This is a genomic window from Streptomyces sp. NPDC060000 (assembly GCF_042737375.1).
In the GTDB taxonomy this organism is placed as follows: Bacteria; Actinomycetota; Actinomycetes; order Streptomycetales; family Streptomycetaceae; genus Streptomyces.
Genome location: NZ_JBHWUU010000035.1, coordinates 21491 through 47559 on the forward strand (window position 1 = coordinate 21491; position 26069 = coordinate 47559).

The window sequence follows — 26069 nt, forward strand, 5'->3', positions numbered from 1 at the left end:
CTCATCTAGAAGAACCTCGGATCGTCGAAGACACCGGACGCGACGAGATAGACGTAGAAGTCGGCGAGCGCCACGCTCACCAGCGACGACCACGCCAGCAGCATGTGGCGGGCGTTCAGCTTCCCCACGAACCGCCATGCCCGGTAGCGCACGGGGTGTTTGGAGAAGTGCTTCAGCTGGCCGCCGACGATGTGCCGGCAGGAGTGGCAGGAGATGGTGTACGCCCAGATCAGTGCCACGTTGAGCAGGAAGACCAGGGTGCCGAGGCCCATGTGGCCCCACGCGTAGTGCTCGTCGCGGAAGGTGAGCACGGTGTCGTACGTCAGGACCCCGGCGACGAGGATCGCCGCGTAGAAGAAGTACCGGTGGATGTTCTGGAGGATCAGCGGGAAGCGGGTCTCGCCGGTGTACTTCCTGTGCGGCTCGGCCACCGCGCAGGCCGGCGGGGAGGCCCAGAAGCCCCGGTAGTAGGCCTTGCGGTAGTAGTAGCAGGTCAGGCGGAAGCCGAGCGGGAAGATCAGGATGAGGATCGCGGGGGAGAGCCCCCACCAGCCGCCGAACAGGTCCCAGTTGGGGCCGGCCCGCATGGTGCGGCAGTTCTCCGCCAGGCAGGGTGAGTAGAACGGCGAGACGTACGGCGCCGCGTAGTAGTCGGCGTTCGCGAAGGCGCGCCAGGTCGAGTAGGCGATGAACGCCAGCAGGCCGGCGGCGGTGGCCGCGGGGGCCAGCCACCAGCGGTCGGTCCGCAGGTGGGGCGCGGCGATCGCGGCGCGTCCGGCGCCGCGTACGCCGCTCGGGGGACGGTGGTCGGTGGGTGAGGGTTCCGTACCAGTGGCCAAGTCGGGACTCCGGTCGGGTCAGGGGGCGTGCCGGCCCCGGGCGCCGAGTCCCTCGTCGTCCGTGTCGATCCACAGGGAGTCGTCGTACGGGGTGTCGGGGATGGTGACGAGTTCGGGCCCGCGCGACGAGCCCGGGTGGGACGCGGCCTCGCGCAGCAGCGCGACGCTCTCCCTCAGGTGGTCGGCGTCGGTTCGGACCCGGCGCATCTCCAGGCCTGAGCTGCCGAGCTGCTGCTCCAGGCGGCCGACGGACCGGGAGAGGTCGTCGAGGCAGCGCTGGGCGGTGGTCAGGTCGTCGTGCACGGACATGAGAAGTCCTCGCTTCCGTGGGGGCTGGGCCCTGGACGGCAACGTTCATGCGCCTGCGAGTGTTGCGCGTCACACCGGTCGATGTGAAGGCGTGTGCAGCGATTGGCGGGTGCGTTGCTCCGCACGAGTGGCCTTGACGGGCCCCGCCGCCGTGTCGCCCTCGGCAGGCGAACCCTTTCCTCTTCAGTGAGCAATAGATCTGATCAACTCCAAAATACCGCCAAACGTGATCAAAACGCACCCGCGTCGACGCATTCGCGTCCATGTTTCCGGGGTGTTCCGGTCACCGGCGGCAGCGGCTCACCGGAGGTACCAGAGATGTCCCACGACGGCGTCGGCCCGAGCGCGGTCATGCGCTCGGTCGCCTTCCTCACCGCGGGCGCGCTCGCGGTGCCCCTGCTGTCCGGCTGCGGCTCCGCGGACGAGGCAGGCAAGCCCCTGGCACACCAGGACATCGCCCCGGCAGGCCGCGCCCGGATCGCCGAGGGCGGCACACTGCGCTGGGCCGTGGACACGGTGCCGGACACCTTCAACACCTTCCAGTCGGACGCCGACGCCACGACCACCCGGGTCGCCCAGGCCGTCCTGCCCTCGATGTACCGGCTCGACGCGACCGGACGGCCGCAGCGCGACGCCGACTACCTGGAGTCCGCGAAGGTCGTCGACACCGAGCCCAAGCAGGTCGTCCTGTACAAGCTGAACCAGCAGGCCGTCTGGAGCGACGGCCGGGAGATCGGCGCCGCCGACTTCGCCGCCCAGTGGCGCGCCCTGGCGGGCAAGGACAGCGCCTACTGGACCGCCCGCAACGCCGGCTACGACCGCATCGAGAAGATCGAGCGCGGGGCCAACGACCTGGAGGTCCGGGTCACCTTCAAGCGGACCTACGCCGACTGGCGGTCGCTGTTCTCCCCGCTGTACCCGAAGGACGTCATGGGCACGCCCGACGCCTTCAACGACGGGGCGCGCCGCAAACTGAAGGTGACGGCCGGGCCGTTCGTGCTGAAGAAGGTCGACCGCAAGAACGACCAGGTGAGCCTGACCCGCAACGCACGCTGGTGGGGCCGGCCGGCCAAGCTCTCCGAGATCGTGCTGACGGCCGTCCCGAGGAACGAGCGGGCGTCCGCGCTGGCCGCCGGAAAGGTCGACCTGGCCGAGATCGACCCGGCCGCCGCGCAGCGCGTCGACGGCGCCGCGCACGGCACGGCCGGACCGCTCGCCGGCCCCGGGTCCGGGCGCACCGCCGCGAAGGCGCTGCGTTCCTGGGCCCTCGCCCACGGCTCGGACGAGGACACGGCGGACGACGAGGTCGAGGCCCGCAGCAAGCTGCGCAAGGCGATCGCGAAGTGGGAACTGCAGCAGAAGGCGCTGCGCGACTTCGAGGTACGCAGATCGCTGGAGCCCGCGTACACCCAGCTGGCGCTGAACGGCGCGGACGGGCCGCTGGCGGACGAGCGGGTGCGGCGGGCCGTCGCCCGGGCGCTGGACCGCAGGGAACTGGCCAAGGTCGTGCTCAAGCCGCTGGGTCTGCCCGCGGAACCCGTGGGCAGTCACCTGGCCCTGGCCGGGCAGGACGCGTACGCGGACAGCAGCGGAGCGCTGGGCGGCCAGGACACCACCGAGGCACAGGCGCTGCTCGCCGACGCGGGGTGGGTGCCGGGCGGCCCGGTCAAGAAGCAGGAGAAGGGCGAGAAGGCGGCCGGGTCGGCGGGGAAGAAGGCCGGCTCCGGCGACGACTCCACGGACGGCGACGGCGACGGCGCCTACGTCGTGGGCGAGGACGACAAGGCGCGGGCCGGCACGGGCCGCGCGGAGAAGCGGCGGTCCGCGAAGGGCGAGAGCACGCGCAGGAGCGGCGAGGACGGACAGCAGCTCGCCCAGGACGGCAAGCAGTACAAGCAGATCCACCAGGGCGGCGTCCCCGGCGCCTACGCCCCGAAGGGCACCCCCGCCCCGAAGGGCACCGCGGCGCCGGCCGGCGCCGCCCCGGCCAAGGCGCTGGCCAAGGACGGCAAGGCGCTCAGTCTGCGGTTCGTGCTGCCGTCCGGCCCGGGCTCCGAGCCCCTGGCGGCGGTCGCCGAGCGGATCACCAGGATGCTGGCGAAGGTCGGCATCGGCACCGAGATCACCAAGGTCTCGGACGAGAGCTACTTCAAGGACCACGTCGCCTCCGGTCAGTACGACCTCGCCCTGTACTCCTGGCCGGCGTCCGCCTTCCCCGCCACCGACGCCCGGCCGATCTACGCCAAGCCGGTGCCGGCCGCCGACGGCTCGCTGAGCGTCGAGCAGAACTACACCCGGGTCGGCACCGATCAGGTCGATCAACTGTTCGAACAGGCGGTCTCGACCCTGGACCGGGACGAACAGCGGTCCCTGATCCGCAAGGCGGACTCCCGTATCTGGGCGGCTGCCGGATCGATTCCTCTCTACCAGCGCCCGCAGCTGACGGCGGTACGGAAGACCGTGGTCAACGCGGGTGCCTTCGGCTTCCAGACCCCCGTCTACGAGGACATGGGCTTCCTGAAGAAGGGCGCGAAGAAGGGCGCGAAAGCCTCCGCGAGCCCGTCCGAGAAGTAGGCGCGGGGGGCGTGCGAAGTGAGCCGAGTGGCCCTGCGGAGGCCGTCCCCCGCCGGGCCACGTACCATGGGGTGAGGCCGTGGCGTGAGCCCGGCAGGGCCCGCGTAACACAGACGTACGCAGCAGGGTCCCCCTCACACTCCGGGAGAACGCCGCTTTATGGCCACGCGCCACGACATTCGCAACGTAGCCATCGTCGCCCACGTCGACCACGGCAAGACGACTCTGGTCGACGCCATGCTCAAGCAGGCCGGCGCCTTCGCCGCGCACGCCGCCGAGTCGCTCGACGACCGCATGATGGACTCGAACGACCTGGAGCGTGAGAAGGGCATCACGATCCTCGCCAAGAACACGGCGGTGAAGTACCACCCCAAGGACGGGGGGGACGTCATCACCATCAACATCATCGACACCCCCGGTCACGCCGACTTCGGCGGCGAGGTGGAGCGCGGCCTGTCGATGGTCGACGCCGTCGTGCTGCTGGTGGACGCCTCCGAGGGTCCGCTGCCGCAGACCCGCTTCGTGCTGCGCAAGGCGCTGCAGGCCCGCCTGCCCGTCATCCTGTGCATCAACAAGACGGACCGGCCGGACTCGCGCATCGACGAGGTCGTGAACGAGGCCTACGACCTCTTCCTCGACCTCGACGCCGACGAGGAGCAGATCGAGTTCCCCATCGTCTACGCGTGTGCGCGGGACGGCGTCGCCTCGCTGACCAAGCCGGAGGACGGCACGGTCCCGCAGGACAGCGACAGCCTGGAGCCGTTCTTCTCCACGATCCTCTCGCACGTCCCGGCCCCGCAGTACGACGAGGCCGCCCCGCTCCAGGCGCACGTCACCAACCTGGACGCCGACAACTTCCTCGGCCGTATCGCGCTGCTCCGCGTCGAGCAGGGCGAGCTGCGCAAGGGCCAGACCGTCACGTGGATCAAGCGCGACGGCACCATGTCCAACGTGCGCATCACCGAGCTGCTGATGACCGAGGCGCTCACCCGCAAGCCCGCCGAGATGGCCGGCCCGGGTGACATCTGCGCCGTCGCCGGTATCCCGGAGATCATGATCGGCGAGACCCTGGCCGACCCCGAGAACCCGATCGCGCTGCCGCTCATCACGGTGGACGAGCCGGCCATCTCCATGACCATCGGCACCAACACCTCGCCGCTGGTCGGCCGTGGCGGTACCGGCAAGGGCGCGGAGAACAAGGCCGTGGTCAAGGACCGCAAGGTCACGGCCCGTCAGGTCAAGGACCGCCTCGACCGCGAGCTGGTCGGTAACGTCTCGCTGCGTGTCCTGGACACCGAGCGCCCCGACGCCTGGGAGGTGCAGGGTCGCGGTGAGCTGGCGCTGGCCATCCTGGTCGAGCAGATGCGCCGTGAGGGCTTCGAGCTGACCATCGGCAAGCCGCAGGTCGTCACGAAGGACGTCGACGGCAAGGTCTACGAGCCCGTCGAGCGCATGACGATCGACGTGCCCGAGGAGCACATGGGCGCCGTCACGCAGCTCATGGGCGTCCGCAAGGGCCGGATGGACAACATGTCCAACCACGGCTCGGGCTGGGTCCGCATGGAGTTCGTCGTTCCGTCCCGTGGCCTCATCGGCTTCCGTACCGAGTTCCTGACCGGTACGCGCGGCACGGGTATCGCCCACTCCATCCACGAGGGTCACGAGCCGTGGTTCGGCACGCTGACGACCCGTAACAACGGCTCGCTGGTCGCCGACCGCTCGGGTGCCGTCACCGCGTTCGCGATGACGAACCTCCAGGAGCGCGGTGTGCTGTTCACCGACCCCGGCACCGAGGTGTACGAGGGCATGATCGTCGGCGAGAACTCGCGCTCCGACGACATGGACGTGAACATCACCAAGGAGAAGAAGCTCACGAACATGCGGTCGTCCTCGGCCGACTCGTTCGAGGCGATCGTGCCGCCGCGCAAGCTGTCGCTCGAGCAGTCGCTGGAGTTCTGCCGTGACGACGAGTGCGTCGAGGTGACCCCGGAGGCGGTCCGCATCCGCAAGGTCGTGCTCGACCAGCGCGACCGCGCCCGCTCCGCGAGCCGCGCCAAGCACGGCTGATCCGCGGGTAGTTCACCGCCGCAGCACACTCCGGAAGCCCGGGTGTCCTCGTCATGGGGACGCCCGGGCTTTTCGCGACCCGTTTTTCGGGGCTCCCCGGTACCGACCGTCCGCCATGCGGGGATCCGCGCTCGACAGTCATGTGAAAGGAGGATCCCCAGGCCACTCAAGCGGCCCAAGTCTTCCCTCACCGGCCCGCCCGCCCCGTCCTCGGCGTGTGTCACTGATCTGATGTCCGGCCGCCGACGGCGGCCGTCCGGCAATGGGGCGGGTGGATCCGAATCGGCCGGTGCCGGCTTCTGCGTCAGGTGGCCGGGGTCGCCACCGTGATGATCTCCGGGCTGGTGGGGGTCAGCGGGCCCCGGTCCCAGGTCCCGTACTGCTCCTCCACCCGGAGCCCCGCCTCCGTCAGGAAACCGGTCAGGTTCTCCGGGGTGAGGAAGCGGAGGGTGGCGCGGCTGGTGTGGCGCCGGGGCCAGTCGGGGCAGTCGAAGGTCTCGGTGAACGTGACCCGGTCGTCGTACGGTTCGTCCTCGAGCTCGTGCCAGACCCGTACGGCCCGGCCGCCGGCGTCGGTGACCTCGCGGACCTGGTCCGGGGTCCAGTTCTCCCAGGCCCGCGCGGCCGGATTGCGGGTCTCGAACACGAACCGCCCGCCGTGGCCCAGGGCCGACCGTACGGCCCGCAGCGCGGTGCGCAGTTCCTCGTCGCCGAGGAGCACCTGGAAGGCGTGGCCCGTCATGACGGCGAGGTCGAAGTCCCCTTGCCACAGGCGGGCGTTGAGGTCTCCCAGCAGCCACTCCACGCCGGGTGCCCGGTGCCGGGCCTGTACGAGCATCGCGGCCGCGGGGTCGAGGCCAAGGAGCCGCCCCGGGTGGCCGGCCGCCGCGGCCCGGGCGAGGAGCCGGCCCGTGCCGCAGCCGACGTCGAGCACCGAGTCGGCGGATCTCACCAGGTTCAGGTAGAAGTCGTCGTCCGGCCCCCACGGATTGATGCTGTCGTACAGTGCGGCGAGTGTCAGATCCGCGAACGAATGATCGACCACCGCGGCAGTCTTCCACACCCCGGTGCGACACAGGCCAAGATCCAGAACATCCATTTCGCCTCGACAGGCGGACCGGCAATCGACATGCTCGTCCGCGATGACGAGAACAGACGACATGCCCCCCGCGTGGGACGAGCGCACCCAGCTCACCACCTACCTCGACTACGCGCGCGACACCGCCCGCGCCAAGTGCGAGGACCTCTCCGACGCTGACGCCCGCAGGGCGCCCCTGCCGGGTTCGCCCCTGATGACGCCCAGCGGTCTGGTCAACCATCTGCGCTGGGTCGAGTACTACTGGTTCCGGGTCGTGTTCCTCGGCGAGGAGGACGAGGGGCCGTGGACCGACGAGGACCCCGACCGCGAGATGCGCGTCGCCGTCGACCTCCCGCTCGCGCAGGTGCTCGACGCGTACGCCGAACACGCCCAGCGCCACCGGGAGTTGGTGGCAGGGCAGGAACTCGACACCAGGGCCCGGCGGGCGACACGTGACGGCCGGCAGGTGGACCTGCGGTGGATCCTCCTGCACCTGATCGAGGAGACGGCCCGGCACAACGGCCACCTCGACATCCTGCGCGAGCTGATCGACGGCCGCACCGGCGTCTAGGGCCTTCCCCGGGTCGGGCCGCCGGTCGGCCCTAGGGTTCGCGGACCGCCTCCACCGCATCGCGGACGTCCGGGTCCGGGTCGGCGGCGAGGCGGTCCAGCAGGTCCGCGACGCCCGGGGTGGACCAGCGGGCCACCGCCCACACCAGTTCCTCCCGCACCGAGGGGTCGGGATGCCCGGACAGCCGGGCCAGTTCGGCGAGCGGGCCCCGCCCGCGCATCCCGAACCAGTGCAGCGCCTCCCGCAGGGCCGCCGGGTCTCCGGGGTCACCGGCCGCCGCGACCCGGGCGAGCAGCACCCGGGGCGGCGGGGGCGGCCCGTCCAGTGGGTGCGGCAGCCGCTCGAGCAGCCGCCGGGCCCCGTGTCCGCCGCGCACCCGGCACCCGAAACAGGTACAGGGACGGGTCCCGTGCGCGTCCGGCAGATACCTCCAGCCCACCACCTGCGGCGCGCTGCGGATGCGGTGGATCTCGCGCGGCCGGATCGCCCGGGGCACGAACACCTCCCAGCCCCGCGGGTCCTCCAGCGTCGCGATCCGCCGTACCGCCTCCGCGGCCGTGACGGTCGCCTGCGCGTCCCGCGCGCGGTCCCGGTAGTGGCCGGCCAGCACCTCCTCGGCGTCGTCCAGCCGCACCTGGACGGCGACCAGCCCGCCCCGGCTGCCGAACCGGGCCAGCTCACGCAGCCACTGGTGGGTGAGGGTGTACGACGCCAGCACGGGGAAGCAGTGGACTCCGCGCGCACCCCCTTGCCCCACACCGGCCGCGCGGACACCGGACCGCCGGATGCGCGGCGCGTTCGCCGCGGACGTCAGATGCACGAACATCGCCATGGCCGTGCATGTTAGACGAGTGTCTTCGCTGGTCGGGCGGGGATGAAGGGCGGATGAAAGACCGTTGAAGGGACCCGGAAAGGCGGCTCGGCAAGACTCCGGGTGCGGGGCGGGCGACCGACGGGGGACACGCGGCGCCCGCCCCGCTTCGGCTTGAGACACGGATGCCGTACCCGGCACGGTGCCGACCGCGGCCGCGCCGCTCCACCGCGGCGCACTACTACGTTGCTCCACCCCGAGGTTGGCCGAAACGCGACGTCCGGGCGGTGGGCCGTTCCCGTTCGTGCAGGTCGGCGTTGCCCGGCCGTCCCCCCTGGACTACGTTCTGTGAATGCTCACCCCACGGCCCCGGTTCCGCCTGCTCGGACCCCTGGACGTCGAGATCGACGGACGGGCCGTCGCACTCACCGGCCGGCAACGCGCGCTGTGCGCCGTGCTCCTGCTCCACGCCAACCATGTCGTCTCCGTCGACCGGCTGATCCAGTGCCTGTGGGACGACCGCCCGCCCGGCGCGGGCGCGGCACGGGTACGGGCCCTCGTCGCCGAGGTGCGGCGCGCGCTCGGCCCGGCGGGGACGGAGCTACTGACCACCCGGCGGCCCGGCTACGTCCTGCACGTGGGCCCGGACGAACTCGACCTGCTGGCGTTCGAGAACCTCATCAGGCAGGCCTCGCGGGCCGCGGCCGACGGGGACTGGCGGACCGCCCGGCGCTGCGGTGAGCAGGCCCTCGCGCTGTGGCGGGACGAGCCGCTGCCCGACCTGTCGGAGGTCGCGGTGCGTGAGGCCGAGCGCCAACGCCTCGGCGAACTGCACCTGGTGGCCAGGGAGGGCGTCGCCGAGGCGGGGATCGAGACCGGCCGGCACCGGGAGGCCATCGCCGAACTCCTCCGGCTGACCGCCGCCCACCCGCTGCGTGAACGCCCGCACGGCCTGCTGATGCGCGCCCTGCACCGGGACGGCCGCAGTGCGGAGGCCCTGGAGCTGTACACCGCGCTGCGCCGGCGCATGGTGGACGAACTCGGCATGGATCCCTCGGCCGACCTCCGGGATCTGCACCAGCGGCTGCTGAGAGGCGGCGGTGTCCTCGGCGGCGCCCCGCCCGAGCGGCCCGCACCGGCGTCCGCGCCCGAGCGCCCCGTGCCGCGCCAACTCCCGCCCACCCCACGCCGTTTCGTAGGCCGGGGACGGGAACTCGACCGCCTCGACTCCTGTCTGCGCACCGCCGAACCGCTCGCCCTGATCGTGGGACCGGCGGGCGTCGGCAAGAGCGCCCTGGCGCTGAACTGGGCCCACCGGGTCGCCGACCGCTTCCCCGACGGCCAGCTCTTCCTCGACATGCGCGGCTTCGACAACGCCGAGCCGATGACGCCCGGCGAAGCGCTGCCGCTGCTCCTCCAGGGCCTGGGCTGCGCCCCGCGAGACATCCCGCTGGGCGCCGAGGCACAGACCGCGCTGTACCGGACGCTGCTCGCGGACCGCAGGGTGCTGGTCGTCCTCGACGACGTGGCCGACGCCTCGTACGTACGGCGGTTGCTGCCCGCCTCGGCCGGTTCGCTGACGCTGGTGACGAGCCGCGACAAGCTCAGCGGCCTGGTCACCCTGGACGGCGCCTACCGGGTGTCCTGCGACGTCCTCGACAGCGCCGCCGCACTGGAGCTGATCAGCGGCGCGGTCGGCGCGGAGGCCGTCGCCGCCGATCCGGAGGCCGCGGCACGGCTCGTCGAACTCTGCGACCACCTGCCGCTCGCCCTGTGCGTCGCGGGCTCCTGGATCGGTGACCGGCCGGGCAGTATCCGGGCCTACGTCCGTGACCTCGCGGACCGGGGGCGACTGGCCCGGCTGCACGTCGAGGGCGAGGAGTCCGTCGCGGTACGGGCCGCGCTCGACCTGTCGTACGGGGCGCTGCCCGGCGAGGCCCGCCACGCCTTCCGGTCGCTGGGCGTACTGCCGGGCACCGGCCGGTCGGTCCCGGCGGCCGCCGCCGCCGCCGGGACCGACGAACACCGCCTGGCCGATCTGCTGCGGCTGGCCCAGCGGGTCCATCTGCTGCGCGACGTCGAGCACGGCCGTCCGGCCTGGCACGACCTCGTGCACGAGTACGCCCGCGACCGGACGGCCGTCGAGGACACGCCCGAGGAGCGGGCCGCCGCCGTCACCCGCGTCCTGGACCACTACCTCCAGAGCGTCGTCAACGCGGCCGCCACGGCCGGTCTGTACGTCATGCGGACCCGTCCGCCCGCCGTCGAGGGCTCACTGCAAAGGGAGTTCGCCACAACCGAGGAGGCGTACGCCTGGTTCGACGGTGAGTGGGACGACATCGCGGCCGCGATCGGGCACGCCGCCGAGCACGGCCCGGCGCCCTACGTGTGGTGGCTGGTGGACGCGCTCCAGGACCTCTTCCACCACCGCCGTCCGCTCTCCGACTGGATGCGGCTCGCCACCCTCGCCCGGGAGGTGGCCGCGCGCGGCGGGGACGAGGTCGGCCAGGCCTCCATGTGCCTGTCCCTGGGCAGCGCCCGCTGGCGCAACGGGGACCTGCGGGGCGCCCTGGCGGAGTACGAGGAGGCGGAGGAGCTGGCGCGCCGGGCGGGCTGGGCGTACGGCGAGGCCGGCAGCCTCCAGGGCAAGGGCGTCACCCTCAAGCTGCTGGGCGAGCTGCGCCGCGCGCTGCCCTGCTACGACCGTGCCCTCGCGCTCTACCGCACCCTGGACAACGTCAAGAACGTGGAGATCATGCTGATCAACACGGCCTCCCTGAACCTCGCCCTGGGCCGCCTGGACGAGGCGGAGGAGGCGGCCGGCGCGGCGCTCGACCTGATCGGCGACACGGCCCACCACAACCGCGCGATGGCCCTCGTCAACCTCGCCCTGGTCCGGCAGCGGCAGGCCCGGTTCGACGAGGCGACGGCCGCGCTGCGCACCTGCTTCCTGGTCTCCCGCGACTCCGGGTCCACCTACACGGAAGCCGTGGCCCTGGAGGCGCTGGGCCGGGTCCGCGCCGACGCCGGCCAGGACGACCGCGCGCTCCTCGCCTACGAGGACGCCCTCGCCGTCTCGCGACGGGTGGAGAACCGAAACTGCCAGGTCGACAGCCTGGTCGGGGTCGCCTTGGTGAAACTGCGCGCGGGTCGCGCCGACGAGACGGCCGAACACCTGGACGACGCCTTCGAGATCGCCGAGCGCACCGGCCACCGCGCGGGCCTCGTCGAGGTCCTGCTGGCCCGCGCCGATCTGGCCCGCGCCCAGGGCCGTCCGGCCGATGCCCTGGACCACCTGGAGCGCGCGGAACGCCTCGCGGCCGACGGCACCCCCCTCGCCCTCCCGCGCGTCCACCTCACCACCGCCCTGACCCTCCTGGACACCGATCCCGAGCCCAGGAGGGACACCGGGTTCGAGCCCGGGACGGACCCCGGGACCGACACCGGGCTCGAGCCCAGGAGGGACACCGGGCCCGAGCCCAAGGCGGACACCGGGCCCGAGCCCAGGGCCGACACCGGGCCCGAGCCCGAGCCCAGGACCGACACCGATCCCGAGCTCAGGCCGGACACCGGGTTCGAGCCCGGGACGGACCCCGGGACCGACACCGGGCCCGAGCCCAAGGCGGACACCGGGCCCGAGCCCAGGGCCGACACCGGGCCCGAGCCCAGGGCCGACACCGGGCCGGGCACCGGTACCAAGCCCGCCGTCGATTCCGGCGCCGAGCCGGACACCGGCGCCGGCGCCAGGCCGCCCACCGCCGCCGATCCCGAGCCCCCTGTCGCCATCGGCGCCGACGGCGGAACCGACGCCGGAACCGACGCCCTCCGCACCCGGGCCCGTGCCGCGGCGGCCCGGGCGGCCACTCTGGCCCGGGACTCCGGCCAACGTCTCCTGCACGCCCGTGCCGCGGCGGCCCTGGCCTCCGTCCACGAGGCCGACGGTGACACCGAGTCGGCGCACGAGGCCAGGACGGAGGCAGCCGCCCTGTACGCGACGCTGGGCATCCAGTCCCCTCCCGGCGCGCCCGGTGCGCCCGGCGCGCCGCCCCGCCATCGGCACCGTGAACTCCCTCCCGACGCGGAGTCCCGCCTCACCCTGTACCTGACCGAGCACTTCGACGGCTGACCCGGCCGGCCCGGTCCGCCCCCGCTCAGACGGACGTGGCGTACGCGCTGCCGAGCCGCAGCCGTGGGTCGCGGGCGAGGACGCGCTGGTGCAGGGCCCGCAGGTCCGGGCCGGGTTCGCAGCCCAGCAGGTCGACCATCCGCAGGCGCAGCACCTGGAAGCAGTGCAGCGCGTCCGCCTGCCGTCCCCCGCGGTGCAGGGCGAGCATCAGCAGGCCCGTGACCTTCTCGTCGAAGGGGTGCATCTCGGCCAGCCAGTGCAGTTGCGGCAGGCACTCCTCGTGCCGCCCCGCCCGCAGGTACAGCTCGGTGCTGCCGATCAGCGCGTCCCGGTGCTCGCGCCGCAGCGCCACCCGCGCCGACTCGGCCCAGGCCGTGCGCACGTCGGACAGCGGCTCGCCCCGCCACAGCTCCAGGGCCCGCCCGTACAGGCCGAGGGCCGCGTCGGTCTCCCCGGCGCGGGCGTCGTGCTGGGCCTGCCGGACCAGGGCGCGGAAGCGCGCGGTGTCGACGAGGCGCTCGTCGATGGCGAGGACGTACCCGCCGCGCTTGCGGATCAGTTCGAATCCCTCGGTCCGCTGTCCGTCTGCCCGCAGCGCCTTCCGCAGCCGGGTGGCCTGGATGTACAGGGCGTCACGCGGGTGCTGCGGCCGGCGCTCCTGCCAGACCCGCTCGATCAGCGTCTCGTCGGCCACGAACGCGCCGGGGGTCCAGGCCAGTGCCGCCAGCAGCAGCTTGGTGCCGTGCGGAAGCGGCAGCTTGTCGCCGGAGCGGGCGCGGGCCTCGACGCATCCCAGTAGCTGAATCTCCATGTGCCCCCCGTACCTCGAACCACTCGAGTGACCACTGTGCGCGCGTGGTGTTCGGCTGGCGCATGGATGCTGCACGGCTGCCGCCGGCTCGGCGGACGCGCGGCGGGGGGCGGGCCGGGATGCGGTGCGTCGGCGGGGGCGGTTTCGTCGTGGCCGGTCGCGCAGTTCCCCGCGCCCTTTGCGGGCCCTGCGGGCCCGTCAGGCCTCTCAGGCCCGGGAAAGGTGAAAGCCCGCGCTGGGTGAGCGCGGGCCTTCGTCCCCCGGACCGGACGTTCATGGGCTCGGGTCAATGGGCCGGGAAAGTCCGCTCCGGAAGGGGGCGGCTGACGAAAAGGGGTGTGTCAGGCCGCCGCCTCGGGGTCCTTGGCCAGACGCGGGGCCGGCACGTCGGCCACGACGTCCGCGGTCTCGGGGTAGTGGCACGCCGTCAGGTGGCCGGGCCTGTCGCCCTCGACCTGCACCAGCGGCGGCGCCTCCGTCGCGCACTTCTCCGTCGCCTTCCAGCAGCGGGTGCGGAAGCGGCAGCCGGAGGGCGGGTTGATGGGCGAGGGCACGTCGCCGACGAGGCGGATGCGCTCACGACCCCGGGTGTCGTCGTCCTGCACGGTGGCCTCGGGTACGGCGGACAGCAGCGCCCGGGTGTAGGGGTGGCGCGGACTGCCGTACAGGTCGTCGCGGTCGGCGATCTCGACGATGCGGCCGAGGTACATGACCGCCACCCGCTGCGAGAAGTGCCGGACGACGGCCAGGTCGTGGGCGATGAAGACGAACGCGATGCCCAGGTCCCGCTGGACCTGCTGGAGCAGGTTGACGACCTGCGCCTGGATCGACACGTCGAGCGCGGAGACCGGCTCGTCGGCCACGATCAGCTTGGGCTCGAGCGCCAGCGCGCGGGCGACCCCGATGCGCTGGCGCTGGCCGCCGGAGAACTCGTGCGGGAAGCGGTTGTAGTGCTCGGGGTTGAGACCCACGATCTCCAGCAGCTCGCGCACACGTGCCTCGCGACCGCCGGCCGGGTGGATGTCGTTGATCTCCATCGGCCCGGAGACGATCTTGCCGACCGTCTGGCGCGGGTTCAGCGACGCGTACGGGTCCTGGAAGATCATCTGGATCTCGGAGCGGATCGGCGCCAGCTGCCTGCGGCCCGCGTGCGTGATGTCCTCGCCGCGGTAGGAGATCCTGCCGCTCGTCGGCTCCAGCAGTCGGGTGATCAGCCGGCCGGTCGTCGACTTGCCGCAGCCGGACTCGCCGACCAGACCCAGGCTCTCGCCCTCGGCGACCTGGAAGTCCAGCCCGTCGACGGCCTGCACGGCACCGACCGTACGCCGGATCGGGAAGCCGCCCTTGATCGGGAAGTGCTTGGTCAGACCGCTGACGTCAAGGAGGGGGGTGGTGCTGCTCATGGTAATGAAGTCCCGTCTCTTCTACGTCAGTTGGTCCGCGCCGTGGCGAAGTCGGCGAAGAGGTCGCGCTTCTGCTCGGGGGTCAGGTGACACGCCGAGCCCCGTCCGTCCACGATCTTCAGCGCCGGCTGCTCGGTGGCGCACAGATCGCCCTCCACCTTCTCCGCGAACGTGCAGCGGGGGTGGAAGCGGCAGCCGGACGGCGGGTTGAGCAGCGAGGGCGGCGAGCCGGGGATGGGGGTGAGCGGCACGTCGACCGGCCCGTCCAGGCTCGGCATCGAGCCCAGCAGGCCCAGCGTGTAGGGGTGCTGCGGGCTGCGCAGCACCTCTTCCTTGGTGCCCCGCTCCACGCACCGGCCGCCGTACATCACGAGGACGTCGTCCGCGATGTCGGCGATGACGCCGAGGTCGTGCGTGATGAAGATGATGGCCGTGCCGAACTCCTGCTGGAGGTCCTTGAGCAGGTCCATGATCTGGGCCTGCACGGTCACGTCGAGGGCCGTGGTCGGCTCGTCGGCGATCAGCAGCTCGGGGTCGCAGACCAGCGCCATGGCGATCATCGCGCGCTGGCGCATACCGCCGGAGAACTGGTGCGGGTAGTCGTCGATGCGCACGTCGGGCTGCGGGATGCCCACCCGGCGCAGCATCTCGACGGACCGCGCCCGGGCCTCCTTCTTGGAGACACCCGTGTGCTTGCGGTACGTCTCGCCGATCTGCGCGCCGATGGTGTGGTACGGCGACAGCGAGGCCAGCGCGTCCTGGAAGATCATGGACATCTTGTTGCCGCGCAGCTGCTCGAGCTCGCGCTCGGTCGCGGTGATCAGTTCCTTGCCGTCGAGGGTGATCTCGCCGTCGAGGGAGGTGTTGCGCGGGTCGTGCAGGCCCAGGATCGCCATGTTGGTGACGGACTTGCCGGAGCCCGACTCGCCGACGATGCCGAGGGTCTTGCCCTTCTCCAGGTCGAAGGAGAGTCCGTCGACGGCCTTGACGACGCCGTCCTCGGTGGAGAAGTGCACACGCAGATCGCGCATGGAGAGGAAGGGGGTGCTCATGGTTCTCTCTCTCCTCTAGGCGAGGCGCACGCGCGGGTCGATGAGGGCGTACAGAGCGTCGACGACGATGTTGAAGACGACGATCGCGCCCGCGGCGACGAGGACGACGCCGAGCAGGATGGGCAGGTCGTTGGTGCTGACAGCCTTGACAGAGAGCATGCCCAGCCCCTGGAGGCTGAAGGTGGACTCGGTGATGATCGCACCGCCGAGCAACACGCCGAGGTCGAGGCCGAAGATGGTGACGATCGGGCCCATGGCGCCGCGCCAGGCGAAGCGGAAGAACACCTTCCGGCGGGAGAGGCCCTTGGCGCGGGCGGTGCGGACGTAGTCCTCGCTCAGCGCCTCCACCATCTGCGAGCGCGTCATACGCGTGTAGTTGGCCGTCCAGATCAGTGACAGGACGATCCACGGCACCAGCAGACCCTGGGCCCAGGCGGCCGGGTCGTCGGTGAACGGCGTGTAGCTGGCGCGGTTCAGGACCTTCCACTGGTCGACCAGCAGGTACGTGGCGAGCACGCCCACGACGTAGATCTGCATCGAGGAAGCGATCAGCGATGCCGAGCTGGCGATCTTGTCCAACGCCTTGCCCTGCTTCACGGCGGCCAGCATGCCCGCGCCGATGCCGAAGGTCAGGTAGATGACCGAGCTGCCCAGGGAGAGCGACAGGGTGGTCGGGAAGCGGTCCGCGATGATCCCGAGGACCGGCTCGCGGTTCTGGAACGAGAAGCCCAGGCAGGGCGCGGGGCAGTGCCCGAAGGACGTGTAGTCACGGCCGACGAAGATGCCCTTGAGCCAGTCCCAGTACTGCACGGGCAGCGGATCGGCGATCCCCAGGTTCTTCCGCACCAGCTCCAGGGTCTCGGGGGTGCAGGCCTTGCCGCAGGCGATGCGGGCGGGGTCGCGCGGGGCGGCGTAGAACAGGACGAACACGATGGCGCTGATGACCACGAGGATCACAGCGGCGCCGAGGATTCGTCGGACAAGGAAGCGGAGCATGGCAGTTGGGGTTTCCTGACGGATGCCGAAGGGGGGAAGGAGGCGGGGCGGCCGGAGGCCGCCCCCCCACCAGGGCCGGTCGTCAGGCCGTCACGAACGGCTTGTAGGGCGGGGTGTTTTTTCTGGCTGTCGGGGGGGGGGGGGGGGGGGGGGGGGGGTGGGGGGGGGGGGGGGGGGGGGGGGGGGGGGGGGGGCGCCCCCCCCCCCCCCCGCCACGAGGGCCGGTCGTCAGGCCTTCACGAACGTCTTGTAGAGCAGGGTCGCGGAGAAGTTCGGGTCGAACTGCGCTCCGCCGACCTTGTTGCCGTAGACGTAGTAACGGCGCTGGTACATCTCGGGGATGATCGGCGCGACTTCGGTCATGATCTTCTTGTCGAGCGCGGCCCAGGCGGCGCCCGCCTTCTTCTGGTCGGTGATGACCATGTTCTTCTGGATCGCCTCGTCGATGAAGGGGATCTTCGTCTGCGAGACGTTGTAGAGACCGTCACCGACGCTGGCGCTGTCGAACAGCGGCTGCATCATCGTGTAGGCGGTCGGCCAGTCCGGGGACCAGCCGTACCACATCACGTCGAAGGTGTTGTCGACCTTCGCGATCTGGTCGTAGTACGTCGTCGAGTCGACCGGCTTGATGATGGGGGTGAAGCCCGCCGCCTTCAGCGCGTTCTCGATGACGACCTTGGTCTTGTTGTACGTCGGGTCCGCCGGGAAGGCATAGACGACCTTCATGCCCTCCTTGCCGGCCTCCTTCAGCAGCTTCTTCGCGGCGGCCGGGTCGCCCTGCGGCGTCTTCAGCTTGCCGTAGACGTCGAACTTCTCGCGGCCCAGGATGTCGGGGCTGAGGATCGTGGTCGCGAAGTCGCCGGAGGACGGGCCGCCGTAGATCTGACGGATCTGCTGGAGCGGCCAGGCGTGGTTCAGGGCCTGGCGGACCTTCAGGTCGGTGACGCGCTTGGTGTTGATCGCGTAGTAGTACGTGCCGGTGAGCAGGCCGTTGAACGTGCGCTTCTTGATGTCCGGGTCGGTGAGGACCTTCTGGATGCGCTCGGCGGGCACGCCCTTGTAGATGGACACCGCGTAGGCGTCGTTGCCCTGGGAGGCGATCAGGCGGTCCACGCCGTCCAGGGTCTCGATGCCGAAGGTGAACTCGAAGCCGTCCGGGTAGTTGTTGCGGATCGAGTCGGTCTTCGGGTCCCAGAACTTGTTGCGGGTCAGCGTCATCGACTTGTCGGTGACGTGGTTCTTGACCATGTACGGGCCGCAGGCGGCCGGCATCTTGTCGTACTTCTCCTTGGTGTCCAGCTTCGGGGACACCGCGGCGTACGAGTGCATGGCCAGCGTGAAGTTGAGGTCCGGGCGGGCCTCGGCCAGGTTGAACGTGATGGTCCGCTTGGCCTTGTCGGTCACCAGCTCGGCGAGGTGCTTGCCCTTGTACGGGCCCTCGTACGCGTCACGCCACTTGCCACCCTTGCCGGTGAGGGCGATCTGGACGTAGGTGGCGGACTCGATGATGAACGGGGCCCACAGGCGCTCGATGCCGTGGCGCACGTCATCGACGGTCAGCTCGGTGCCGTCCTGCCACTTCAGACCCTCCTTCAGCGTGAAGGTCCAGGTCTTGCCGCCGTTGGACATCGTGCCGGTGTCCTCGGCCAGGTCGCCGACCAGCTTCTGGTGGCCGCTGGAGTCGATCTTGTAACCGGTGAGGCAGCGGTGCAGCAGCAGGGCGGCGGTGGAGTTGTACGCGTAGTAGATGCGCTGCGGGTCGAGGTGCGAGAAGTCGTCCGGCGCGATGCCGTAGATCGTCCCGCCCTTCTTGGCGCCCGTGATCTCGGGGGCGGGACCGGTCGAGTCGGCCTTGGTGCCCACGGTGACGGTGGCGCCGGTGTACTCGGTGGCGCCCCCGCTCGGAGTGGAGCTGCCGCCTCCCGCATCGCCGCTGCTGCACGCCGAGAGGAGCGTCGACCCCGCGGCGGCGACTGTCGTTGCTATGACGAAGTTTCTGCGGGATAGAGACATGGCTGACCCGATTTCTACTGGAGTGACGAAGGTACGTGGTGCGCTCCGTCCGGGCCCCGTCGCCCGGGCGGAGTGGGGTGGTTCAGCGCTTGGTCTTCGGGTCCAGAGCGTCGCGGACCGAGTCGCCGAGCAGGTTGAAGGCCACTACGAAGATCACCATCGACAGGCCCGGGAAGAGCATGAAGGTGATGTCGTCCTGGTAGTACTTGGCGCCGAACTGGAGCATGACGCCCCAGTCCGGAGTCGGGTCCGTGAGGCCGACACCGAGGAACGCCAGACCCGCCTCCGCCGTGACATAGGCGGGCAGCAGAAGGGTCGACTGGATGAGGATCGGCGTCCAGAGGTTGGGCAGCAGTTCCTTGAAGATGATCCGGGTCGGCGAGGCGCCGGTGACCTTGGCCGCCTCCACGAACTCCCGCTCGCGCAGGGCCAGCACCTCGCCACGCAGCAGACGGGCGATGGAGGCCCAGCCGAACGCCGTCATCACGAGGATGAGGCTGGTGACCGTCAGCCAGATCGGGGTGTTCTCGTCCGGGGCGACGAAGATCGCCAGGACGACCGGCCAGAACGCGATGAAGAACAGGGTCTGCGGGAAGGCGAGCAGGATGTCGATGACCCGGCCGACCAGGTAGTCCGTCTTGCCGCCCAGGTAGCCGGCGGTGATGCCGATGACGACGCCGAGCAGGGTCGTCATGAGGGTGGCGGCCGTGGCGATGAGCAGCGAGTTGCGCATGCCGTACAGGAGGAACGTCAGGACGTCGCGGCCGAGCTGCGGCTCCACGCCGAACCAGAACTCGCTGCTCATGCCCCCGTTCGGCTTGATCGGGAAGTTGAACTCGTTGAGCAGGCCCGGGATGTTCATGCCATAAGTGGTGTACGGGTCCTTTCCGTACAACTTGGCGATGAGGGGCGCGCCGATCGAGACGACGAAGAAGAAGATCACCACATAGGCGGATATGACGCCCGCGCGATCGCGCTTGAATCGGCTCCAGGCAAGCCGTCCCGGCGAACGGCTCTCGTTGCCCTTGGGGGCCGAGGGCTTCGCCGGCGTCGCACTGTCTTCGTCGGTCACCTCGAGAGCGGTGGCCGGGGAAGGAGTTGGGGGGGTCATGATGCTCCGTGCCCTGTGGGTCAAGGACCCCGCAGGGCTCTCCCTACGGGCTACGCCGGACTTTTTCAACGTAATTCATTCAAGGTCAATAAATTCTGGTCCGCCTTGGTCTTCTCTTTACTTTCTTTGCTTCTACTTGGCCGAACCGTAGCTACGCGTGTAGCGCGCCGTAATCGTTCCGTGTTCGAATTCGGGCCAAATGGGCGAAACGGGCAAGGAGTTCGATATTCGGACGCCAGGGTGTCGGAATGCGTACATCTCGGGTTCGTAATCCAACGGTTCGGCAACGGATGCCGGTGATTCGTTGCGCACCGCATGGGAGATCCATTGTGACCTGCGAAGAAGATCCTTTTCGACCCCCCTGCAGGAACCTGCTGCCCGCGTCCGGCGCTCTTGCGTCGTCCCCCGGATAGCCCTCCTGTGGCCTCCCGTTGGGCGCGGCCCGTGTGCGCTATGCACCTTTTAAGTTGATATTTACCGGTACTGGTTCAGCGCTTCGGTGCTGACCGGCGCTCAGGTAAAGCGAAGTCAATGAGGAGGCATCCATGCGTGGAGCCACGCACGCCAAGTGGGCCGCATGCGCGGCGGCGGCAGCACTCGCGGCGACGGCGTGCGGGGGCGGGGGGAGCGGCGGCGGCAGCGGCGACGGCGGCGCGGTGCTCAGTTCCTCCTGGGGCGACCCGCAGAACCCGCTGGAGCCCGCCAACACCAACGAGGTGCAGGGCGGCAAGGTCCTCGACATGATCTTCCGGAGCCTGAAGAAGTACAACCCGCAGACGGGCGCGGCCGAGGACATGCTGGCCGAGAAGATCGACACCACGGACTCGCAGAACTTCACCATCACCGTCAAGGACGGCTGGACGTTCAGCAATGGCGAGAAAGTGACGTCGAAATCCTTCGTCGACGCCTGGAACTACGGGGCGAGTCTGAAGAACAACCAGAAGAACGCGTACTTCTTCGAGTACATCGACGGCTACCCCGCGGTGCACCCCGGCGAGGGCGGCAAGCAGACCGCCGGCGCCCTGGCCGGGCTCAAGGTCGTCGACGACAAGACCTTCACCGTCAAGCTCAGGCAGAAGTTCTCCACCTTCCCCGACACCCTGGGCTACCCCGCCTACGCGCCGCTGCCCCAGGCCTTCTTCACCGATCACGCGGGCTGGCTGAAGAAACCGATCGGAAACGGGCCGTACACGATCGACTCCTACACCAAGGGCTCCCAGATGGCCCTGAAGAAGTGGGACGGCTACCCCGGCGACGACAAGGCGCAGAACGGTGGCGTGACCCTGAAGGTCTACACCGACAGCAACACCGCCTACACCGACCTGCTGGCCGGCAACCTCGACCTCGTCGACGACGTGCCCGCGGCCCAGCTCAAGAACGTCAAGAGCGACCTCGGCGACCGCTACCTGAACACCCCCGCCGGCATCCTCCAGACCCTGGCCTTCCCCTTCTACGACAAGAAGTGGAACACCACCGGCTCGGACAAGGTGCGTACCGGCCTCTCCCGGGCGATCGACCGCAAGCAGATCACCGAGACCATCTTCCAGAAGACCCGCACCCCCGCCACCGACTGGACCTCCCCGGTGCTCGGCAAGGAGGGCGGCTTCAAGGAAGGCCTGTGCGGGGACGCCTGCGACTACGACCCCGCCGCCGCGAAGAAGCTCATCAAGGAGGGCGGCGGCCTGCCCGGCGGCCAGGTCAGGATCACATACAACGCGGACACCGGATCGCACAAACAGTGGGTCGACGCGGTCTGCAACTCGATCAACAACGCCCTCGGCAACGACAAGGCCTGCGTCGGCAACCCGGTCGGCACGTTCGCGGACTTCCGCACCCAGATCGGTGACCGGAAGATGAGCGGCCCGTTCCGGGCGGGGTGGCAGATGGACTACCCCCTCATCCAGAACTTCCTCCAGCCGCTGTACTACACCAACGCCTCCTCCAACGACGGCAAGTGGTCGAACAAGGAGTTCGACAAGCTCGTCGACCAGGCCAACGCCGAGACCGACACCGCCAAGGCCGTGCAGATCTTCCAGCAGGCCGAGGGGGTCGTCCGCGACAACATGGCCGCCATCCCGCTCTGGTACCAGAACGGCAGCGCCGGCTACTCGGAGCGGCTCTCGAACGTCAAGCTCAATCCGTTCTCCGTCCCGGTCTACAACGAGATCAAGGTCAGCTGACCCGCCATGGGCCGGTATGTGATCCGTCGTCTGCTGCAGATGATCCCGGTGTTCATCGGCGCCACGCTGCTGATCTTCCTGATGGTGAACGTGATGGGCGACCCCATCGCGGGTCTCTGCGGTGACCGGCAGTGCGACCCGGCCACCGCCGCACAGCTCAAGAAGGAGTTCGGCCTCGACAAGCCGGTCTGGCAGCAGTACCTGACCTACATGGCGAACGTCTTCACCGGAGACTTCGGTACGGCGTTCAACGGCCAGCCGGTCACCGAGCTGATGGCGACGGCGTTCCCGGTCACCATCCGGCTGACGATCGTCGCGATCGTCTTCGAGATCGTCATCGGCATCACCCTCGGCGTCGTGACGGGTCTGCGCCGGGGCCGGCCCGTCGACACCGGGGTCCTGCTCCTCACCCTCGTGGTGATCTCCGTCCCCACCTTCGTCACCGGCCTGCTGCTCCAGCTCCTGCTCGGCGTCGAATGGGGCTGGATCAAGCCGTCGGTCTCCTCGGAGGCCACCTTCGGCGAACTGATCGTGCCGGGCCTGGTGCTCGCCTCCGTCTCGCTGGCGTACGTCACCCGGCTGACCCGTACCTCCATCGCGGAGAACCGGCGGTCCGACTACGTCAGGACGGCCGTCGCCAAGGGGCTGCCCCGCCGCCGGGTCGTCACCCGGCACCTGCTGCGCAACTCCCTCATCCCCGTGGTCACGTTCATCGGCACCGACATCGGCGCGCTGATGGGCGGCGCGATCGTCACCGAGCGCATCTTCAACATCCACGGCGTCGGCTTCCAGCTCTACCAGGGGATCCTCCGCCAGAACACCCAGACCGTCGTCGGCTTCGTGACCGTCCTCGTGCTGGTCTTCCTGGTGGCCAACCTGCTCGTCGACCTCCTCTACGCCGTACTCGACCCGAGGATCCGCTATGCCTGAGCCGACGCCACCGGAGCACCGTCTGCCGGGCGCGGGCCGCACCCCGGAGGACGGCGCCATCGCCGACACCGGCATGGGCGGGGCGATGGACCTGGCCACGGCGGAGGGGGAGACCCTGGAGAAGCCGTCGGACGGGACGCAGGGCACCGGGCCGACCGAGAAGGCCCGCTCCCTCTGGTCCGACGCCTGGCGGGACCTGCGCCGCAACCCGGTCTTCATCATCGCCGGCCTGGTCATCCTCTTCCTGGTCGTCATCTCCCTGTGGCCCGGCTCCATCACCTGGATGAGCCCCCTCAAGTGCACCCTTTCCAAGGCCCAGGAAGGCTCCCAGCCGGGCCACCCCTTCGGCTTCGACGGCCAGGGCTGCGACGTCTACACGCGCGTGGTCTACGGCGCCCGTACGTCCGTCACGGTCGGCGTCCTGGCCACGCTCGGCGTCGCCCTGCTCGGCAGCGTGCTCGGCGGTCTCGCCGGGTTCTTCGGCGGGGCGGGGGACTCGGTCCTGTCCCGGATCACCGACATCTTCTTCGCCATCCCGGTCGTCCTCGGCGGCCTGGTCCTCCTCTCCGTGGTGACCAGCAACACGGTCTGGCCCGTCATCGGGTTCATGGTGCTGCTCGGCTGGCCGCAGATCTCCCGGATCGCCCGCGGCTCGGTGATCACCGCCAAACACAACGACTACGTCCAGGCGGCCCGCGCCCTGGGCGCCTCCCACTCCCGGCTGCTGCTGCGGCACATCGCGCCCAACGCGGTCGCCCCGGTGATCGTCGTGGCGACCATCGCGCTCGGCACCTTCATCGCGCTGGAGGCGACCCTGTCCTACCTCGGCGTCGGACTGAAGCCGCCGACCGTCTCCTGGGGCATCGACATCTCCGCCGCCTCGCCCTACATCCGCAACGCCCCGCACGCCCTGCTGTGGCCCTCGGGCGCCCTGGCCCTCACCGTCCTGGCGTTCATCATGCTCGGCGACGCGGTGCGCGACGCCCTCGACCCGAAGCTGAGGTGACGGCCGGATGCTGCTCGAAGTACGCGACCTGCACGTGGAGTTCCGCACCCGGGACGGAATCGCCAGAGCCGTCAACGGCGTCAGCTACGGCGTGGACGCGGGCGAGACCCTCGCCGTGCTCGGTGAGTCCGGCTCCGGCAAGTCCGTCACCGCCCAGGCGATCATGGGCATCCTCGACATGCCGCCCGGCCGGATCACCGGCGGCGAGATCCTCTTCCGGGGCCAGGACCTGCTGCGGCTCAAGGAGGAGGAGCGCAGGAAGGTCCGTGGCGCCGAGATGGCGATGATCTTCCAGGACGCCCTGTCCTCCCTGAACCCCGTGCTGCCGGTCGGCGACCAGCTCGGCGAGATGTTCGTCGTGCACCGCGGGATGTCGAGGAAGGAGGCGCGGGACAAGGCCGTGGAGCTGATGGACCGGGTCCGTATCCCCGGCGCCCGGGAACGGGTCAGGGACTACCCGCACCAGTTCTCCGGCGGTATGCGCCAGCGCATCATGATCGCGATGGCGATGGCCCTGGAACCGGCGCTCATCATCGCCGACGAGCCCACCACCGCCCTCGACGTCACCGTCCAGGCCCAGGTCATGGACCTGCTCGCGGAGCTCCAGCGCGAGTACCGCATGGGCCTGATCCTCATCACCCACGACCTGGGCGTGGTCGCGGACGTGGCCGACCGGATCGCGGTCATGTACGCGGGCCGGATCGTCGAGTCGGCCCCGGTCCACGACATCTACAAGGCCCCGGCCCACCCCTACACCCGCGGCCTGCTCGACTCCATCCCGCGCCTGGACCACAAGGGCCGGGAGCTCTACGCCATCAAGGGCCTGCCGCCCAACCTCATGAACATCCCGCCCGGCTGTGCCTTCAACCCGCGCTGCCCGATGGCCCAGGACGTGTGCCGTACGGACGTACCCCCGCTGTACGCGGTGGACGGGGTCGACGGGGGCGACGCGGTCGGTGCGGCCGGTGCGGTCGACGAGTCCCACGCCGACCGCACGAGCGCGTGCCACTTCTGGAGGGAGTGCCTGCATGGCTAGTTCCGCGACGGCCGCGTCCGCCGAGCCGATCCTCGAGGTGAACGGGCTGGTCAAGCACTACCCGCTCACCCAGGGCATCCTCTTCAGGAAGCAGGTCGGCGCGGTGAAGGCCGTCGACGGCGTCGACTTCACCCTCCACCGCGGCGAGACCCTGGGCATCGTCGGCGAGTCCGGCTGCGGCAAGTCCACGGTCGCCAAGATGCTCGTCAACCTGGAGAAGCCGACGGCGGGTGAGATCCGCTACCGGGGCGAGGACATCACCGGCCTGTCGGGGAAGGCCATGCGGGCGGTCCGGCGCAACATCCAGATGGTCTTCCAGGACCCGTACACCTCGCTCAACCCGCGCATGACGGTCGGCGACATCATCGGGGAGCCGTACGAGATCCACCCCGAGGTGGCGCCCAAGGGGGACCGGCGCAGAAAGGTCCAGGACCTGCTGGACGTCGTCGGGCTCAACCCCGAGTACATCAACCGCTACCCGCACCAGTTCTCCGGCGGTCAGCGGCAGCGCATCGGCATCGCGCGGGGTCTCGCCCTGCGCCCGGAGGTGATCGTCGCCGACGAACCGGTGTCCGCGCTGGACGTGTCGGTCCAGGCGCAGGTGATCAACCTGCTCGACCGGCTGCAGAGCGAGTTCGACCTCTCCTACCTCTTCATCGCCCACGACCTCTCGATCGTCCGCCACATCTCGGACCGGGTGGGGGTGATGTACCTCGGCCGGATCGTGGAGATCGGCCGCGACGCCGAGATCTACGAGCATCCGACGCACCCCTACACCCAGGCCCTGTTGTCCGCGGTCCCCGTACCGGACCCGGAGGCGCGGGAGCACCGGGAGCGGATCATCCTGGCGGGTGACGTCCCGTCCCCGACGAACATCCCCTCCGGCTGCCGCTTCCGCACCCGCTGCTGGAAGGCGCGGGAGCGGTGCGCGCTGGAGGTGCCGGTGCTGGCGGTCCCGGCGGAGTTCCGGCACGCGAGCGGCCCGGCGGCACACGACTCGGCGTGTCACTTCGCGGAGGAGAAGCAGGTGGTCCCGCCGGAGGAACCATCGGGTGATCATGTCGACGGCGGTGCATAGCGTCGTATTTGCGCAGCAACCGCGTTAACACACAGGCAACTTGACCGACCCGATTCCGATATACGGACGCGTCAGGGT

The 26069-nt window shown here is 70.2% G+C and carries 19 protein-coding genes; 9 read left to right on the plus strand and 10 right to left on the minus strand.

Features of this window, described 5'->3' with window-relative positions; all coding sequences use genetic code 11:
• Positions 1–5: 5 nt before the first annotated feature.
• Positions 6–839: a hypothetical protein gene (locus ACFWBB_RS19835; protein ID WP_385273753.1), complete on the minus strand. Its 834-nt coding sequence runs from the start codon at positions 837–839 to the stop codon at positions 6–8.
• 18 nt (positions 840–857) lie between these two features.
• Entirely contained in the window at positions 858–1148 is a 291-nt protein-coding gene (locus ACFWBB_RS19840) for a hypothetical protein (RefSeq protein ID WP_385273756.1), read from the minus strand.
• Between the two features lie 318 nt (positions 1149–1466).
• On the opposite strand from ACFWBB_RS19840, the gene ACFWBB_RS19845 reads away from it, so the two are divergent.
• Entirely contained in the window at positions 1467–3722 is a 2256-nt protein-coding gene (locus tag ACFWBB_RS19845) for an ABC transporter family substrate-binding protein (RefSeq protein WP_385273759.1), read from the plus strand.
• A gap of 159 nt (positions 3723–3881) precedes the next feature.
• A complete protein-coding gene (typA, locus tag ACFWBB_RS19850) occupies positions 3882–5789 on the plus strand; it encodes a translational GTPase TypA (RefSeq protein WP_385273762.1) in 1908 nt (635 codons plus the stop codon).
• Between the two features lie 304 nt (positions 5790–6093).
• Here typA and ACFWBB_RS19855 read toward each other — a convergent pair whose 3' ends face one another.
• Positions 6094–6834: a class I SAM-dependent methyltransferase gene (locus ACFWBB_RS19855; RefSeq protein ID WP_385273765.1), complete on the minus strand. Its 741-nt coding sequence runs from the start codon at positions 6832–6834 to the stop codon at positions 6094–6096.
• Positions 6835–6931: 97 nt separating this feature from the next.
• Between ACFWBB_RS19855 and ACFWBB_RS19860 the strand changes: the two genes are divergently transcribed.
• Positions 6932–7438, plus strand: coding sequence for a DinB family protein (locus tag ACFWBB_RS19860; RefSeq protein ID WP_385273768.1), 507 nt, complete (start codon positions 6932–6934; stop codon positions 7436–7438).
• 31 nt (positions 7439–7469) lie between these two features.
• Here ACFWBB_RS19860 and ACFWBB_RS19865 read toward each other — a convergent pair whose 3' ends face one another.
• Complete coding sequence (locus ACFWBB_RS19865) at positions 7470–8270, minus strand: HEAT repeat domain-containing protein (RefSeq protein WP_385273771.1); 801 nt, start codon at positions 8268–8270, stop codon at positions 7470–7472.
• A 331-nt stretch (positions 8271–8601) separates the two neighbouring features.
• On the opposite strand from ACFWBB_RS19865, the gene ACFWBB_RS19870 reads away from it, so the two are divergent.
• The gene (locus ACFWBB_RS19870; RefSeq protein WP_385273774.1) at positions 8602–12375 is read left to right on the plus strand and encodes a BTAD domain-containing putative transcriptional regulator; all 3774 of its coding nucleotides are present in this window, start codon (positions 8602–8604) and stop codon (positions 12373–12375) included.
• Positions 12376–12400: 25 nt separating this feature from the next.
• Here ACFWBB_RS19870 and ACFWBB_RS19875 read toward each other — a convergent pair whose 3' ends face one another.
• From ACFWBB_RS19875 to ACFWBB_RS19900, 6 genes are all read right to left on the minus strand, one after another.
• Positions 12401–13186: a BTAD domain-containing putative transcriptional regulator gene (locus tag ACFWBB_RS19875; protein ID WP_385273777.1), complete on the minus strand. Its 786-nt coding sequence runs from the start codon at positions 13184–13186 to the stop codon at positions 12401–12403.
• A gap of 341 nt (positions 13187–13527) precedes the next feature.
• The gene (locus ACFWBB_RS19880; protein WP_385273780.1) at positions 13528–14589 is read right to left on the minus strand and encodes an ABC transporter ATP-binding protein; all 1062 of its coding nucleotides are present in this window, start codon (positions 14587–14589) and stop codon (positions 13528–13530) included.
• A 26-nt stretch (positions 14590–14615) separates the two neighbouring features.
• Entirely contained in the window at positions 14616–15641 is a 1026-nt protein-coding gene (locus tag ACFWBB_RS19885) for an ABC transporter ATP-binding protein (protein ID WP_385273783.1), read from the minus strand.
• A gap of 15 nt (positions 15642–15656) precedes the next feature.
• Positions 15657–16637 carry an ABC transporter permease gene (locus tag ACFWBB_RS19890; RefSeq protein ID WP_385273786.1) on the minus strand — a complete coding sequence of 327 codons (981 nt, stop codon included), beginning with the start codon at positions 16635–16637 and terminating at the stop codon, positions 15657–15659.
• Positions 16638–16865: 228 nt separating this feature from the next.
• Positions 16866–18650 (minus strand): ABC transporter substrate-binding protein, encoded by a 1785-nt coding sequence (locus ACFWBB_RS19895; RefSeq protein ID WP_385273790.1) that lies wholly within the window; start codon positions 18648–18650, stop codon positions 16866–16868.
• Between the two features lie 82 nt (positions 18651–18732).
• Positions 18733–19761, minus strand: coding sequence for an ABC transporter permease (locus tag ACFWBB_RS19900; protein ID WP_385273793.1), 1029 nt, complete (start codon positions 19759–19761; stop codon positions 18733–18735).
• Positions 19762–20306: 545 nt separating this feature from the next.
• On the opposite strand from ACFWBB_RS19900, the gene ACFWBB_RS19905 reads away from it, so the two are divergent.
• The 5 genes from ACFWBB_RS19905 to ACFWBB_RS19925 are packed head-to-tail and all read left to right on the plus strand — an operon-like array spanning position 20307 to position 25991.
• Positions 20307–21941 carry an ABC transporter substrate-binding protein gene (locus tag ACFWBB_RS19905; protein ID WP_385273796.1) on the plus strand — a complete coding sequence of 545 codons (1635 nt, stop codon included), beginning with the start codon at positions 20307–20309 and terminating at the stop codon, positions 21939–21941.
• A 6-nt stretch (positions 21942–21947) separates the two neighbouring features.
• Positions 21948–22871, plus strand: coding sequence for an ABC transporter permease (locus ACFWBB_RS19910; RefSeq protein ID WP_385273799.1), 924 nt, complete (start codon positions 21948–21950; stop codon positions 22869–22871).
• Positions 22864–23877 (plus strand): ABC transporter permease, encoded by a 1014-nt coding sequence (locus ACFWBB_RS19915; protein WP_385273802.1) that lies wholly within the window; start codon positions 22864–22866, stop codon positions 23875–23877. Before ACFWBB_RS19910 ends, ACFWBB_RS19915 begins: the two co-directional genes overlap by 8 nt.
• A gap of 7 nt (positions 23878–23884) precedes the next feature.
• A complete protein-coding gene (locus ACFWBB_RS19920; RefSeq protein WP_385273805.1) occupies positions 23885–24913 on the plus strand; it encodes an ABC transporter ATP-binding protein in 1029 nt (342 codons plus the stop codon).
• Positions 24906–25991 (plus strand): ABC transporter ATP-binding protein, encoded by a 1086-nt coding sequence (locus tag ACFWBB_RS19925; protein ID WP_385273808.1) that lies wholly within the window; start codon positions 24906–24908, stop codon positions 25989–25991. Before ACFWBB_RS19920 ends, ACFWBB_RS19925 begins: the two co-directional genes overlap by 8 nt.
• Positions 25992–26069 lie beyond the last annotated feature (78 nt).

What these genes read in the sequence shown, in the direction of transcription:
- ACFWBB_RS19920 (WP_385273805.1), top strand. Translation starts at nt 23,885, where the DNA reads ATGCTGCTCGAAGTACGCGACCTGCACGTGGAGTTCCGCACCCGGGAC.
- ACFWBB_RS19885 (WP_385273783.1), bottom strand. Translation starts at nt 15,641, where the DNA reads ATGAGCACCCCCTTCCTCTCCATGCGCGATCTGCGTGTGCACTTCTCC.
- ACFWBB_RS19840 (WP_385273756.1), bottom strand. Translation starts at nt 1,148, where the DNA reads ATGTCCGTGCACGACGACCTGACCACCGCCCAGCGCTGCCTCGACGAC.
- ACFWBB_RS19865 (WP_385273771.1), bottom strand. Translation starts at nt 8,270, where the DNA reads ATGGCGATGTTCGTGCATCTGACGTCCGCGGCGAACGCGCCGCGCATC.
- ACFWBB_RS19910 (WP_385273799.1), top strand. Translation starts at nt 21,948, where the DNA reads ATGGGCCGGTATGTGATCCGTCGTCTGCTGCAGATGATCCCGGTGTTC.
- ACFWBB_RS19875 (WP_385273777.1), bottom strand. Translation starts at nt 13,186, where the DNA reads ATGGAGATTCAGCTACTGGGATGCGTCGAGGCCCGCGCCCGCTCCGGC.
- typA (WP_385273762.1), top strand. Translation starts at nt 3,882, where the DNA reads ATGGCCACGCGCCACGACATTCGCAACGTAGCCATCGTCGCCCACGTC.
- ACFWBB_RS19895 (WP_385273790.1), bottom strand. Translation starts at nt 18,650, where the DNA reads ATGTCTCTATCCCGCAGAAACTTCGTCATAGCAACGACAGTCGCCGCC.
- ACFWBB_RS19905 (WP_385273796.1), top strand. Translation starts at nt 20,307, where the DNA reads ATGCGTGGAGCCACGCACGCCAAGTGGGCCGCATGCGCGGCGGCGGCA.
- ACFWBB_RS19860 (WP_385273768.1), top strand. Translation starts at nt 6,932, where the DNA reads ATGACGAGAACAGACGACATGCCCCCCGCGTGGGACGAGCGCACCCAG.
- ACFWBB_RS19925 (WP_385273808.1), top strand. Translation starts at nt 24,906, where the DNA reads ATGGCTAGTTCCGCGACGGCCGCGTCCGCCGAGCCGATCCTCGAGGTG.
- ACFWBB_RS19915 (WP_385273802.1), top strand. Translation starts at nt 22,864, where the DNA reads ATGCCTGAGCCGACGCCACCGGAGCACCGTCTGCCGGGCGCGGGCCGC.
- ACFWBB_RS19880 (WP_385273780.1), bottom strand. Translation starts at nt 14,589, where the DNA reads ATGAGCAGCACCACCCCCCTCCTTGACGTCAGCGGTCTGACCAAGCAC.
- ACFWBB_RS19845 (WP_385273759.1), top strand. Translation starts at nt 1,467, where the DNA reads ATGTCCCACGACGGCGTCGGCCCGAGCGCGGTCATGCGCTCGGTCGCC.
- ACFWBB_RS19900 (WP_385273793.1), bottom strand. Translation starts at nt 19,761, where the DNA reads ATGACCCCCCCAACTCCTTCCCCGGCCACCGCTCTCGAGGTGACCGAC.
- ACFWBB_RS19870 (WP_385273774.1), top strand. Translation starts at nt 8,602, where the DNA reads ATGCTCACCCCACGGCCCCGGTTCCGCCTGCTCGGACCCCTGGACGTC.
- ACFWBB_RS19890 (WP_385273786.1), bottom strand. Translation starts at nt 16,637, where the DNA reads ATGCTCCGCTTCCTTGTCCGACGAATCCTCGGCGCCGCTGTGATCCTC.